The 13,709-nt window shown below is 68.0% G+C and carries 10 protein-coding genes; 7 read left to right on the forward strand and 3 right to left on the reverse strand.

The features are described 5' to 3' along the window. On the reverse strand, positions 1-283 hold a 283-nt coding region (locus ACOV8S_RS03775), incomplete at its 3' end, for a transposase (protein ID WP_448316092.1). Between the two features lie 1,258 nt (positions 284-1,541). Here ACOV8S_RS03775 and ACOV8S_RS03780 point away from each other — a divergent pair. Continuing rightward, positions 1,542-2,177 carry a tyrosine-type recombinase/integrase gene (locus tag ACOV8S_RS03780; RefSeq protein ID WP_448316093.1) on the forward strand — a complete coding sequence of 212 codons (636 nt, stop codon included), beginning with the start codon at positions 1,542-1,544 and terminating at the stop codon, positions 2,175-2,177. 150 nt (positions 2,178-2,327) lie between these two features. Here the strand turns inward: ACOV8S_RS03780 and ACOV8S_RS03785 are convergent, their stop codons facing one another. Both ACOV8S_RS03785 and ACOV8S_RS03790 read right to left on the reverse strand, forming a co-directional pair. Beyond that, positions 2,328-3,857 (reverse strand): UDP-N-acetylglucosamine 1-carboxyvinyltransferase, encoded by a 1,530-nt coding sequence (locus ACOV8S_RS03785; protein WP_448316094.1) that lies wholly within the window; start codon positions 3,855-3,857, stop codon positions 2,328-2,330. Positions 3,858-3,951: 94 nt separating this feature from the next. Beyond that, positions 3,952-4,143 (reverse strand): DUF4236 domain-containing protein, encoded by a 192-nt coding sequence (locus ACOV8S_RS03790; protein ID WP_351116656.1) that lies wholly within the window; start codon positions 4,141-4,143, stop codon positions 3,952-3,954. Between the two features lie 291 nt (positions 4,144-4,434). Between ACOV8S_RS03790 and acnA the strand changes: the two genes are divergently transcribed. The 6 genes from acnA (at position 4,435) to ACOV8S_RS03820 (ending at position 13,603) form a co-directional block, all read left to right on the forward strand. After that, the gene (gene acnA, locus ACOV8S_RS03795; RefSeq protein WP_448316095.1) at positions 4,435-7,167 is read left to right on the forward strand and encodes an aconitate hydratase AcnA; all 2,733 of its coding nucleotides are present in this window, start codon (positions 4,435-4,437) and stop codon (positions 7,165-7,167) included. Positions 7,168-7,525: 358 nt separating this feature from the next. Beyond that, the gene (ngcE, locus tag ACOV8S_RS03800; RefSeq protein ID WP_448316096.1) at positions 7,526-8,995 is read left to right on the forward strand and encodes an N-acetylglucosamine/diacetylchitobiose ABC transporter substrate-binding protein; all 1,470 of its coding nucleotides are present in this window, start codon (positions 7,526-7,528) and stop codon (positions 8,993-8,995) included. A 100-nt stretch (positions 8,996-9,095) separates the two neighbouring features. Beyond that, positions 9,096-10,019, forward strand: coding sequence for a carbohydrate ABC transporter permease (locus tag ACOV8S_RS03805; protein WP_448316097.1), 924 nt, complete (start codon positions 9,096-9,098; stop codon positions 10,017-10,019). Positions 10,020-10,024: 5 nt separating this feature from the next. Then, a complete protein-coding gene (locus ACOV8S_RS03810) occupies positions 10,025-10,963 on the forward strand; it encodes a carbohydrate ABC transporter permease (protein ID WP_448316098.1) in 939 nt (312 codons plus the stop codon). A gap of 206 nt (positions 10,964-11,169) precedes the next feature. Then, a complete protein-coding gene (locus ACOV8S_RS03815; protein WP_448316099.1) occupies positions 11,170-12,372 on the forward strand; it encodes an ROK family transcriptional regulator in 1,203 nt (400 codons plus the stop codon). A 127-nt stretch (positions 12,373-12,499) separates the two neighbouring features. Next, on the forward strand, positions 12,500-13,603 hold the full coding sequence (locus ACOV8S_RS03820; RefSeq protein ID WP_448316100.1) for a sugar ABC transporter substrate-binding protein: 1,104 nt from the start codon (positions 12,500-12,502) through the stop codon (positions 13,601-13,603). The last annotated feature ends 106 nt before the right edge of the window (positions 13,604-13,709 follow it).

The following is a 13,709-nucleotide window of genomic DNA, read 5'->3' on the forward strand; positions in this document are numbered from 1 at the left end:
CCGAGACGATCCAGTCGAGATCGCCTTCGGCGTCGGCCTGGGCGAGCAAGGCGGTGAAGACCTTCTCCCAGGTGCCGTCGGCGGCCCACTTCCGCAACCGGTTGTGGGCGCCCTTCCACGAGCCGAAGTGCTCGGGCAGGTCCATCCACGGAGTGCCGGTGCGGTACTTGAACGCGATCGCGTCGATCACTTGCCGGTGATCACGCCATCGCCCACCCCGCCGAGGTGTCCGGTCCGGCAGCAACGGCTCGATCCTCGCCCACTGGGCGTCAGTCAACGACACACATCAACCAGCGATCAGATGATCCGAAGGAAACGCCCTAGCACGCGAACTTCGCTGGCAAGCGGCCATGGATGTGGCGAAGGAACAAGCTGTCCGTGAACAGCTTGCCCAGGCGCTGTGTGAAGAGGCTGCGCGCTGGCAGGAGGCCGCTGCCCTCAGTGCGTACTGCATTGCATTGGAACGTCGCATCGGCGAGTTGAACGGTGTCGCGGATGAGTCGGCTCTGGACTCAGCTCGACTGTGGCTGGAGTGGGCAAGGGAGTACGTGAGGTCAATCGACCCCTTGACTCCGCTTCCAGGACTGCCGCACACCCATGAGCCCACGCGTGAGGAACTCAAGCCATTTCTCAGGGGTTGGAGTCCCGATGGACTGGAGCGTCTAGGCGGACGGTGACGCCCGCGTGAGCAGTGGGCCGACGTGTTGCCGATGACGCATCATGTGGAGTGCGTGGCAATTCTGGAGCCCGCGGAAGAGGGCCGCTGATCTGCGGCTTTAGCGAGTGCGCATCATGCGCGCTATGTGCGTTACGGGCGATATCTTGACGCTCAAACGACGCTCGCAGAGGTGCCTTGACGCTCATTTGACGCTCGTCCTGATGGCCCATCAGGTAGGTTTCATGGCTGTCCGGGCGGCCTGCCGGGGAGGCTTGAGCGCTTGGAATCTCTCGACGCCGAGCGGCCGCTCTGGGCCCCGGCGCATCCCTGCGTGACGGGCAACCGGCAGAGGTCGTCAGTTGAGTCTTGGCGCCGGAGATCATCGAACGCACGCAGCCGGGTGGGTGGCAGCCGCACCTCGGTCAGCGGGCGGTTGGCGGCGGGCCGCGGACGGTCTGCCGCCAACTGTGGCCCGTCAGAGGGCCGGAACCGCCCCGGTCGGCGCGTCAGGCTGCAGCAGGCGCGCGTATCGCAGGGTCAGTCACCCGTGCGGGTGATGTGTGCGGGTAACTTCCCGCGGCCAGGTGTACGTGAGCTAGAGTTCCTTGTGCCTGGCCCCTGACGCGGCCAGTTCTGGATGCTGACCCGACCATCGAGCATCGGCAGAGAACCCACGTCCGTCGTTCAAATCCTGTTCTTCGCTTGCTGTTTCTGTGTTGACATGCAGCTTCGCTGCCAAGGTCGGGGGCGGCTCGGAGGTCCGCATCATGTTCGACAGTAATCAGCTCAGCAACGCGGTCACGGAGTTCACCGGCGAGTCCTTGGAGGATGCGCGTCGGCGGCTGGGGAAGCGCAGCCGTTACGACCATACCGGCTCCTCCTCGTGATCGGAGCAGGTCTCGGGCTCCGCCAAGGGGAGGCGCTCGGTCTTTCAGCGCACGACATCGACTTCGAGAAGGAGGTCGTGCACGTTCGGCGGCAGGTCAAGATGGTGCGGGCGAAGCTGTGTTTCGCGCTTCCCAAGGGGCGCAAGGTCCGAGACGTGCCGCTGCCGTCAAGCGTGGCCCAGGCCATCCGGCAGCACACGGAGCAATTCGCGCCGGTGCCGGTCACACTGCCCTGGGACGACCCGACTCCGGCCGAGACACCGGTGGAGACCAAACATCGGCGGCCGAGGACCTACAACCTCCTGGTGACAGGACGTGAGCGGAAGGCCATCAACCGGAACTACATCAACTCCTACGTGTGGAAGCCGGCTCTGGCCACGGCGGGTGTGATCGCACCACTGGACGAGGGCGGCGCCGACGGTGCTCGCGTGTGGGAGCCGTCCCGGGAGCACGGCTTTCACGCCCTACGCCACTTCTACGCCTCCGAGGAACTGGAGGCTGGCGAATCGGTTGTCTCCCTGGCACGCTGGCTGGGGCACTCCGACCCCGGGTTCACGCTGCGGAAGTACTCCCACTTCCTGCCCCGCGCCGGCGCACGAGGCAGCGCCGCCATCGACGCTATCTTCGCGTAGCTGTGGCCGTGGCCGGTCGGTCAAGCCTGTGGAGCGTGGCTCGTAGCCCGCTGCGGGGCCCAAAGTCCCAGAGAAGTCTCAGACATGCCGCCGCACCCCTCCCTGACCTGCTACATAGCAGGTCAGACGGGGTGCGGCGGCGGCGTCGTATCAAATGTCGCGGAAGATCTCGATCTGCGCGCCCACCGAGTTCAGGCGGGCCGCGAGGTCCTCGTAGCCGCGGTTGATGACGTAGACGTTGCGCAGCACCGACGTGCCCTCGGCCGCCATCATCGCGAGGAGGACGACCACGGCCGGGCGGAGCGCCGGCGGGCACATCATCTCGGCGGCGCGCCAGCGGGTGGGGCCGTCGACCAGGACCCGGTGCGGGTCGAGGAGCTGCAGGCGCCCGCCGAGGCGGTTGAGGTCGGTGAGGTAGATGGCCCGGTTGTCGTAGACCCAGTCGTGGATGAGGGTCTGGCCCTGCGCCGAGGCCGCGATGGCCGCGAAGAACGGCACGTTGTCGATGTTCAGGCCCGGGAACGGCATCGGGTGGATCTTGTCGATCGGCGCCTCCAGCTTGGAGGGCCGGACGGTGAGGTCCACCAGGCGGGTGCGGCCGTTGTCGGCGCTGTACTCGGGGGAGCGGTCGTGGTCGAGCCCCATTTCCTCCAGCACGGCCAGCTCGATCTCCAGGAACTCGATCGGCACCCGCTTCACGGTCAGCTCGGACTCGGTGACCACGGCCGCGGCCAGCAGGCTCATCGCCTCGACCGGGTCCTCGGAGGGCGAGTAGTCGACGTCCACGTCGATCTCCGGCACGCCGTGCACGGTGAGCGTGGTGGTGCCGATGCCCTCGACCTGGACGCCCAGGGCCTCCAGGAAGAAGCACAGGTCCTGGACCATGTAGTTCGACGAGGCGTTGCGGATGACGGTGACGCCGTCGTGGCGGGCGGCGGCCAGCAGGGCGTTCTCGGTCACCGTGTCGCCGCGCTCGGTCAGCACGATGGGGCGGTTCGGGGTGATCGTCCGGTCCACCTGGGCGTGGTAGAGGCCCTCGGTGGCGGCGATGTCCAGGCCGAAGCGGCGCAGCGCGATCATGTGCGGCTCGATGGTGCGGGTGCCCAGGTCGCAGCCGCCGGCGTAGGGCAGCTTGAAGTCGCCCAGGCGGTGCAGCAGCGGGCCGAGGAACATGATGATCGAGCGGGTGCGGCGGGCCGCGTCCGCGTCGATGGACGCCATGTCCAGCTCGGCGGGCGGCACGATCTCCAGGTCCACGCCGTCGTTGATCCAGCGGGTCCGTACGCCGATGGAGTTGAGTACCTCCAGCAGGCGGTAGACCTCCTCGATACGGGCCACCCGGCGCAGGGTGGTGCGGCCCTTGTTGAGGAGCGAGCCGCACAGCAGCGCCACGCAGGCGTTCTTGCTGGTCTTGACGTCGATGGACCCGGACAGCCGACGTCCGCCGACCACCCGCAGGTGCATCGGCCCCGCGTACCCCAGAGAGACGATCTCGCTGTCGAGAGCCTCGCCGATCCGGGCGATCATCTCAAGGCTGATGTTCTGGTTACCGCGCTCGACCCTGTTGATGGCGCTCTGGCTGGTGCCGAGGGCCTCCGCCAGTTGCGCCTGTGACCAGCCGCGATGCTGTCGTGCGTCACGGATGAGGCGGCCGATGCGTACGAGATAGTCGTCTGCCATGTGACTGAGGCTATCTCAGATATGAGATGACGCATCCCGGGGGTGGGGTCCGCGGGGCCGGACGGGTGACGGAAGGGTCCGTCCGGCCGACGGGTCAGCGCCGCCGGGTGGTGTGGCGGTAGCCGAACGGGCCGGGCAGGTCCATCGAGGTGGTGCGCCGGCCGTTGGAGTTGTAGGTGTGGCGCGGGCCGTCGCCGTTGCCGAACGTCAGCGACCACGACTTCTTGTTGATGTTCAGGCGCACGCCGGGCCAGATCCGGAAGCTCTTGCGGAAGGTGAGCGGCACGGTTCGATCCCTTCGGGTCTTTTGGAGTTGTCTCCGTGCGGATACCCGGAGGGAGGCCTCGCATGGCCCCTTCTCCCGTCGCGATGCATGCCGGACGGGGCCGGGGCATGACCAGGCCGACCCTATGTACTAGAGTTATCTCGACATCGAGATATCTGTCGGAGGAACGCCGCTCGCCGCCTCCGGTAAGGCTTACCTAACTTAGCCTTGCCCTGGCTGATCGCCAAACCGGCGTGGCGGCACCGAGCGGCGCCGGTCGCACCCGGGTGCGACGCGGTCACGCGCACATGAATGAAGGAGACTGTCGTGTCGGCGAACAGCTTCGACGCCCGCAGCACGCTGCAGGTGGGCGACGAGTCGTACGAGATCTTCCGGCTGGACAAGGTGGAGGGCTCGGCCCGCCTGCCGTACAGCCTCAAGGTCCTGCTGGAGAACCTGCTGCGCACCGAGGACGGTGCGAACATCACCGCCGACCACATCCGTGCGCTCGGTGGCTGGGACTCGCAGGCGCAGCCCTCGCAGGAGATCCAGTTCACGCCGGCCCGCGTGATCATGCAGGACTTCACCGGCGTGCCCTGTGTCGTGGACCTCGCCACCATGCGTGAGGCCGTGAAGGAGCTCGGCGGCGACCCGTCGAAGATCAACCCGCTGGCCCCGGCCGAGCTGGTCATCGACCACTCGGTCATCGCCGACAAGTTCGGCACCCACGAGGCCTTCGCCCAGAACGTGGAGCTGGAGTACGGCCGCAACCGCGAGCGCTACCAGTTCCTGCGCTGGGGCCAGACCGCGTTCGACGAGTTCAAGGTCGTCCCGCCGGGCACCGGCATCGTCCACCAGGTGAACATCGAGCACCTGGCCCGCACGGTCATGGTCCGCGGCGGCCAGGCCTACCCCGACACCCTGGTCGGCACCGACTCGCACACCACCATGGTCAACGGCCTCGGCGTCCTCGGCTGGGGCGTCGGCGGCATCGAGGCCGAGGCCGCGATGCTCGGCCAGCCGGTCTCCATGCTGATCCCGCGCGTCGTCGGCTTCAAGCTGACCGGCGAGCTGCAGCCCGGCACCACCGCCACCGACCTGGTGCTCACCATCACCGAGATGCTGCGCAAGCACGGCGTCGTCGGCAAGTTCGTCGAGTTCTACGGCGAGGGCGTCGCCGCCACCTCGCTGGCCAACCGCGCCACCATCGGCAACATGTCGCCGGAGTTCGGCTCCACCGCCGCGATCTTCCCGATCGACGACGAGACGCTGAACTACCTCAAGCTCACCGGCCGCAGCGAGCAGCAGGTCGCGCTGGTCGAGGCGTACGCCAAGGAGCAGGGCCTCTGGCTGGACCCGTCCGCCGAGCCGGACTTCTCCGAGAAGCTCGAGCTGGACCTGTCCACCGTCGTCCCGTCGATCGCCGGCCCGAAGCGCCCGCAGGACCGCATCGTCCTGGCGAACGCCGCCGAGCAGTTCAAGACGGACGTCCGCAACTACGTGACGGACGAGATGGAGGCGAGCATCGAGTCCTTCCCCGGCTCCGACGCCCCGTCGACCCTCCCGGACGCCACCCCGTCCAAGCCGGTCACCGTCACCGCCCCCGACGGCTCGTCCTACGAGATCGACCACGGCGCCGTGACCGTCGCCGCGATCACCTCCTGCACCAACACCTCGAACCCGTACGTCATGGTCGCCGCCGCCCTGGTGGCCAAGAAGGCGGTCGAGAAGGGCCTGACCCGCAAGCCGTGGGTCAAGACCACCCTCGCCCCGGGCTCCAAGGTCGTCACCGACTACTTCGACAAGGCGGGCCTGACCCCCTACCTCGACAAGGTCGGCTTCAACCTGGTCGGCTACGGCTGCACCACCTGCATCGGCAACTCCGGCCCGCTGCCGGACGAGGTCTCCCAGGCGGTCAACGAGCACGACCTCGCGGTCACCTCGGTGCTCTCCGGCAACCGCAACTTCGAGGGCCGGATCAACCCGGACGTCAAGATGAACTACCTGGCGTCCCCGCCGCTGGTCGTCGCGTACGCCCTGGCCGGCTCCATGAAGGTGAACATCACCCAGGACGCCCTGGGCACCGACCAGGACGGCAACCCGGTCTTCCTCAAGGACATCTGGCCCTCCGAGGCCGAGGTGAACGAGGTCGTGGCCTCCGCCATCGGCGAGGACATGTTCTCCAAGTCGTACCAGGACGTCTTCGCGGGCGACGCCCAGTGGCAGGCGCTCCCGGTCCCGACCGGCAACACCTTCGAGTGGGACCCGCAGTCCACCTACGTGCGCAAGCCCCCGTACTTCGAGGGCATGACCATGGAGACCACGCCGGTCGAGGACATCACCGGCGCGCGTGTCCTGGCCAAGCTGGGCGACTCGGTCACCACCGACCACATCTCCCCGGCCGGCGCCATCAAGGCCGACACCCCGGCCGGCAAGTACCTCACCGAGCACGGTGTGGAGCGTCGTGACTTCAACTCCTACGGCTCGCGCCGAGGCAACCACGAGGTCATGATCCGCGGCACGTTCGCCAACATCCGCCTGCGCAACCAGATCGCGCCGGGCACCGAGGGCGGCTACACCCGCGACTTCACACAGGACGGCGGCCCGGTCGCCTTCATCTACGACGCCTCCCAGAACTACCAGGCCGTCGGCACCCCGCTGGTCGTCCTGGCCGGCAAGGAGTACGGCTCCGGTTCGTCCCGCGACTGGGCGGCCAAGGGCACCGCGCTGCTGGGCGTCAAGGCCGTCATCGCCGAGTCCTACGAGCGCATCCACCGCTCGAACCTCATCGGCATGGGCGTCCTGCCGCTCCAGTTCCCGGAGGGCCAGACCGCCTCGACCCTCGGCCTCACCGGCGAGGAGACCTTCTCCTTCACCGGCGTGACCGCGCTGAACGACGGCACCACGCCGCGGACGGTCAAGGTCACCACCGACACCGGTGTGGAGTTCGACGCGGTGGTCCGCATCGACACCCCCGGCGAGGCCGACTACTACCGCAACGGCGGCATCATGCAGTACGTGCTGCGCAGCCTGATCCGCAAGTAGATCTTCCGCCGCACCAGGCCGGGCCGCGTCCTCCTTCCCGGGAGGACGCGGCCCGGCCGTCGTTTTCGCCGGGTGTGACCCGGAGGTCTCAACTAGGAAAAGACCCGTCGCAACCCTGTGCGCGATCTTGTCCACGCGCGGAGAGTGGACTATACCTGTCGGGCATCGGCCGGGTCCGGGGGACGACGGGGAGGGCAACACACCGAAGCCCTTGCCTTCCGCCCCTGCCGGGGCCCGGACGCTGTATGTGTTTCTGACATCACCCGCACCACCCCTGCACGACCCAGCTCGACCGACCGCGGTGCCGGGGAGGAACCGGTTCACCGCCTGAGTCCTGGAGAAGGCGAGGACTTTGCGCATGGGATCCACTTCCGCCGATGCCGAGAACAACACGACTGGTGCGGTCGACGGCGTAGGACGCCGCGACCTCATCAAGCGGTCCGCCGCGCTCGGCCTGGCCGCCGTGCCGGCCACGGGCTTCCTCTCCGCCTGCGCCAGCGGCGGCGGGGACGAGGCGACCGACACGTCCGGGCAGGGACCGAAGACCGCCAAGAACCCCCTGGGTGTCACGGCGAACGCTCCGCTGGACTTCGTCCTCTTCAACGGCGGCTTCGGCAAGGAGTACGGCGAGGACGCCGTCAAGATCTACGAGAAGAACTTCCCCAAGTCCAAGGTGAAGTTCACCGCCACCCTGAAGATCCAGTCCACCCTGCAGCCGCGCTTCAACGGCGGCACCCCGCCGGACCTCATCGACAACTCCGGCGCCGAGCAGATGGACATGGGCGTCCTGGTCGGCCAGAAGCAGCTCGCCGACCTCACCCCGCTGCTGGACGCCCCGTCCTACGACGACCCGGCCAAGAAGGTCCGCGACACGCTGCGGCCCGGCATCGTCGAGATGGGCCAGTTCGACGGCGACCCGGTGTACATCATGTACTACGCGTACACCACCTACGGCGTCTGGTACTCGCAGAAGGCCCTCGACCAGCTCGAGGTGGAGTACCCGGAGACCTGGGACGACATGCTCGCCGTCTGCGCGAAGGCGAAGAAGAAGGGCACCGCGGGCTGGACCTACCCGGGCCAGTACCCCTACTACATCCCCTTCTCGCTCTACGCGATGATCGGCAAGGTCGGCGGCGCCGACGTGCTCAAGGCGATCGACAACCTGGAGCCCAACGCCTGGAAGCACCCGGCCGTCAAGGCCTGCTTCGAGGCGTACTACGAGCTCTACCGCAAGGGCTACATCCTCAAGGGCACGCCGGGCCTCTCGCACACCCAGTCGCAGGCGGCCTGGGCCGAGGGCAAGGCGCTGTTCATCCCGAACGGCTCGTGGGTGGAGAACGAGTCGGCGGACGTCATCCCGGCCGACTTCGGGGTGTCGATAGGAGCCCCCTCCGGCCTGGACAGCTCCGACAAGATGCCCTTCGGCACCCTGTGGGCGTCCGGCGCCGAGCCCTTCGTCGTCCCGGCCAAGGCCAAGAACCCCTCCGGCGGCATGGAGCAGCTGCGCATCATGCTCAGCGAGGAGTCGTCGAAGAACTTTACCTCCAAGGTGAAGTCGCTGTCCGCCCTGAACGGCGGCACCGACGGCATCGAGCTGACCCCGGGCCTGAAGTCGGGTGTCGCCGCGCTGGAGAAGGCGGGCGACAACATCCTCAACCCGCGCATCCAGGACTGGTACGTCGCCCTCCAGAAGGAGAAGATCGGCACCGGCGGCATCGGCGAGATGATGGCGGGCCGGCTCACCCCGGCCGAGGCGATCAAGAAGATCCAGGGCTACGCCGACGAGGCGGCCAAGGACGACTCCATCAAGCACTACAAGCACGCGTGAGCCCGTCCGCCGGGCGCGGTCCGTCGCCTGACGGGCGGACCGCGCCCGGCGGAGGCCTCCACCGCCGTACCCACCGCCGCACAGATCGGGTCACCAGCGGATGCAGCACGGTAAATACCGCTTCATCGTCGGGTTCCTGACGGTCCCCCTGGCGTTGTACGCCATCTTCGTCGTCTGGCCCTTCATCCAGTCGATCTTCTACTCCTTCACCAACTGGTCCGGCCTGAGCCCGGAGTTCTCCATGGTGGGGATCGACAACTACACGCGCATGGTCGAGGACGACGTCTTCTGGAAGTCGCTCTGGCACAGCGTGCTGTTCGCGTTGGTCGTCCCGCTGGTGACCATCGGCCTGGCGCTGTTCCTGGCCTTCATGGTCAACGTGGGCGGCCGCAAGCGGCGCGGTGGTCCGGCGATCACCGGCGTGCGCGGATCGTCGTTCTACAAGATCGTCTACTTCTTCCCGCAGGTGCTGTCGATCGTCATCGTCGCCCTGCTCTTCCAGTTCATCTACAACCCGCGCAGCGGCGTGCTCAACGCCCTGCTCTCGGGGATCGGACTGGACGCGCAGCCCGAGTGGCTGGGCGACCCCGACCTGGCCCTGTGGTGCGTGATGGCCGTGGTCGTCTGGGCGACGGTCGGGTTCTTCGTGGTGCTGTTCTCGGCCGGCATGGCCTCCATCCCCGCCGAGCTCTACGAGGCCGCCCTGCTGGACGGCGCGAGCCGGGTCACCACCTTTTTCAAGGTGACCCTCCCGCTGCTGTGGGACACCGTGCAGTCCGGCTGGGTCTACATCGGCATCCTGGCCCTGGGCGCCGAGTCGTTCGCCGTGGTGCAGATCATGACGGTCGGCCCCGGCGGTCCCGACTACTCGACCACCGTCATGGTCCTGTACGTGTACCAGAAGGCGTTCCGTGACGGTCAGGCCGCCTACGCGACCACCATCGGCGTCGCCCTGCTCGTCGTCACGCTGGCGTTCTCCGCCCTCGTGATGCGTCTGGGCCGCCGCGAGCGGCTGGAGTACTGAGAGAGATGAAGACCGACACCCCGCCGCCCGGCGACGACGCCGTCCTCCCCGGCCCCGGCGCCCTGACCACCCGCGCCTCCGAGCGTCCGGAGCGCCCGGCGCGCCGGACCAAGGAGGGCGAGGGCAAGGTCCTCAACGTCTTCTCGCACGGCGTGCTGGTGCTGTGGGCGATCATGGTCACCCTGCCGCTGCTGTGGGCCGTGATGACCGCCTTCAAGGACAACCGGGCCATCATCAGCACGCCCTGGTCGCTCCCGGACAGCCTGCACTTCGACAACTTCACGCGGGCGTGGACCGAGGCGCAGATCGGTGACTACTTCTTCAACACGGTCGTCGTGGTGGGCGGGTCACTGATCGGCACGCTGGTGCTGGGCTCCATGGCCGCGTACGTGCTGGCCCGGTTCGACTTCCCCGGCAACCGGCTCGTCTACTTCCTGTTCGTCGGCGGGATGAGCTTCCCGGTGATGCTCGCCCTGGTGCCGCTGTTCTACGTGGTGAACAACATCGGCCTGCTCAACACCACCCACGGGCTGATCCTCGTCTACATCGCGTACTCGCTGCCGTTCACCGTCTTCTTCCTGACCTCCTTCTTCCGCACGCTGCCCACCTCGATCGCGGAGGCGGCCTTCGTCGACGGGGCCTCGCACACCCGGACGTTCTTCCAGGTGATGCTGCCGATGGCGAAGCCCGGCCTGATCAGCGTCGGGATCTTCAACTTCCTCGGCCAGTGGAACCAGTACATGCTGCCCACGGTGCTCAACACCGACGAGGACCAGAAGGTGCTCACGCAGGGACTGGTGCAGATGACGGCCGTCGCGGGCTACAAGAGCGACTGGGCGGCGCTCTTCGCCGGCCTGGTGCTCGCGATGCTGCCGGTGCTCGGCGCGTACATCGTCTTCCAGCGGCAGGTCGTCCAAGGGCTCACCGCGGGCGCGCTGAAGTGACGGAGGGGCCGCCGGCCGCGACGGTCCGGCGGCCGCAAGCGGCACGAAGCACCCGGAAGCGGCCGCAAGCAGACCCCCGGAGTTCGCCTCCTGTTCAACGATCTGGTTCCACCTCTTGACGCAACGGTCGGCAAACCGATCAGCTTGGACTTCACTAGTTGGACAAGGCGGGGCCTCGCCGGAGCGGCCCCGTGCGGGAGGTCACCGTGGAGACTCCAGGCTCGCAGTCGTCACTGCACCGGGCAAACCTGGAGAGAGTGGTCAGAGCGGTACGTCTCGCCGGATCCCTGACCCAGGCGGAGATCGCCCGGACCACCGGTCTGTCGGCGGCGACCGTGTCGAACATCGTCCGGGAACTGAAGGACGCCGGGATGGTCGAGGTGACCCCCACCTCGGCCGGCGGCCGCCGCGCGCGGTCGGTCTCGCTGAGCGGGGACGCCGGGATCGTGGTCGGCATCGACTTCGGCCACTCCCACCTGCGCGTGGCGCTGGGCAACCTGGCCCACCAGGTGCTGGCCGAGGAGACCGAGCCGCTGGACGTGGACGTCTCCGCGGACCAGGGCTTCGACCGGGCGGAGCAGCTGGTGCGCCGCCTCGCCGAAAGTGTCGGAGCCGACCGCGGCAAGATCGCCGGGGTCGGCCTCGGCGTGCCCGGCCCCATCGACCTGCAGTCCGGCACGCTCGGCTCCACGGCCATCCTCCCCGGCTGGCGCGGCACCCGCCCGGCCGAGGAGCTGGAGGCCAGGCTGGGCGTTCCGGTGCATGTCGACAACGATGCCAACCTCGGCGCGCTCGGGGAGCTGACCTGGGGCAGCGGCCGGGGCGTCAAGGACCTGGCCTACATCAAGGTGGCCAGCGGCGTCGGCGCCGGCCTGGTCATCGACGGCAAGATCTACCGTGGCCCAGGCGGCACGGCGGGGGAGATCGGGCACATCACGCTCGACGAGTCGGGCCCGGTGTGCCGCTGCGGCAACCGTGGCTGCCTGGAGACCTTCACCGCGGCCCGCTACGTGCTGCCGCTGCTGCAGCCCACCCACGGCCCGGAACTGACCATGGAGTCCATGGTGCGCCTGGCCAAGGAGGGCGACCCGGGATGCCGGCGGGTGATCGGCGACATCGGGCGCCACGTCGGCAGCGGGGTGGCCAATCTCTGCAACCTGCTCAACCCCGGCCGGATCGTGATCGGCGGGGACCTCGCCGAGGCGGGGGAGCTGATGCTGGGCCCGATCCGCGAGTCGGTCGGCCGCTACGCGATCCCGAGCGCCGCCCGGCAGCTGTCCGTGGTGCCCGGCGGGCTCGGCGGCAGGGCCGAGGTGCTGGGCGCGCTGGCGCTCGCACTGAACGAGGTCGGCGACGCGGCCCTGCTCGGGGGCGCCCCGCTACGCTCCGTCGCGAACTCGTTCACTTAGAGAACACAAGACGTCGTTGCAATACCGTTAAGTATTCACTTCTTGACGCCAAACCAGAAAATCTTGTTGACTTCGGTCACTTACCTCGGCCGCGACGGTGCGGCCGCGTCAGGGAGGCACTCCTCTTATGAACAGCAAGATTCGTGGCGTTGTGATCGGCGCTGCCGCTGTTTCCATGGCTCTGGCCATGACCGCCTGTGGCAAGGCCGGCGACGACGACGCCAAGGACAAGGGCGCGTCGGGCGACAAGGGTGGCAAGTCCATCGGTCTGCTGCTGCCCGACACCGTCACCGCGCGGTACGAGAAGTTCGACAAGCCTTACTTCGAGGACAAGGTCAAGGCGCTCTGCTCCGACTGCACCGTCGAGTACGCGAACGCCGGCGCCGACCCCAACAAGCAGGCGCAGCAGGTCAGCGACATGATCACCAAGGGTGTCAAGGTGATCGTGGTCAGCGCCCAGGACTCCGCCGCCATCAAGTCCTCGGTGGAAGAGGCCAAGTCCAAGGGCGTCAAGGTCATCGCGTACGACCGCCTCGCCCAGGGCCCGGTGTCCGCCTACGTCTCCTTCGACAACGAGAAGGTCGGCCAGCTCCAGGGCGAGGCCCTGCTCGAGGGCATGGGCGACAAGGCGACCCCGAAGTCGAAGATCGTCATGATCAACGGTGACGACGCCGACCCGAACGCCGCCCAGTTCAAGAAGGGCGCCCACAGCGCCCTGGACGGCAAGGTCGACATCGCCTACGAGCAGACCGGCCTCTGGAAGGACACGGTCGCCGCGGAGAAGATGTCCGCCGCCATCACCCAGCTCGGCAAGAAGAAGATCGCCGGCGTCTACTCGGCCAACGACGGCATGGCCGGTGGCATCGCCAACGTCCTCAAGGGCGAGGGCCTCGGCGACCTCCCGCTGACCGGTCAGGACGCGGAGCTCGCGGCCATCCAGCGCATCGTCGCCGGCACCCAGTACGCCACGGTCTACAAGGCGTTCAAGCCGCAGGCCGAGGCCGCCGCCGAGCTCGCGGTCAAGCTGCTCGACGGTGACGACATCAAGTCCCTGGCCTCCTCCGAGGTCACCAGCGGCTCCGGCGACAAGGTTCCCGCCCAGCTGCTGGCCCCGGTGTCCGTGACCCAGAAGAACATCAAGGACACCGTGGTCAAGGACGGCCTGTACACGGTCGAGGAGATCTGCTCCGGCGAGTTCGCCAAGGCCTGCGAGAAGGCCGGCCTCAAGTAACACCCGGCACCGTCCGGCCGCCCCGCGAGGGCGGCCGGACGGGCCCGGCGGCGGGAGACGCCAGGGTCACCCCGTACCTCCCGCCGTCCCCGCCCGGCCCTTGCCC

Source organism: Streptomyces sp. CO7 (assembly GCF_053474865.1).

What these genes read in the sequence shown, in the direction of transcription:
- ACOV8S_RS03785 (WP_448316094.1), bottom strand. Translation starts at nt 3,857, where the DNA reads ATGGCAGACGACTATCTCGTACGCATCGGCCGCCTCATCCGTGACGCA.
- acnA (WP_448316095.1), top strand. Translation starts at nt 4,435, where the DNA reads ATGAAGGAGACTGTCGTGTCGGCGAACAGCTTCGACGCCCGCAGCACG.
- ngcE (WP_448316096.1), top strand. Translation starts at nt 7,526, where the DNA reads ATGGGATCCACTTCCGCCGATGCCGAGAACAACACGACTGGTGCGGTC.
- ACOV8S_RS03805 (WP_448316097.1), top strand. Translation starts at nt 9,096, where the DNA reads ATGCAGCACGGTAAATACCGCTTCATCGTCGGGTTCCTGACGGTCCCC.
- ACOV8S_RS03810 (WP_448316098.1), top strand. Translation starts at nt 10,025, where the DNA reads ATGAAGACCGACACCCCGCCGCCCGGCGACGACGCCGTCCTCCCCGGC.
- ACOV8S_RS03820 (WP_448316100.1), top strand. Translation starts at nt 12,500, where the DNA reads ATGAACAGCAAGATTCGTGGCGTTGTGATCGGCGCTGCCGCTGTTTCC.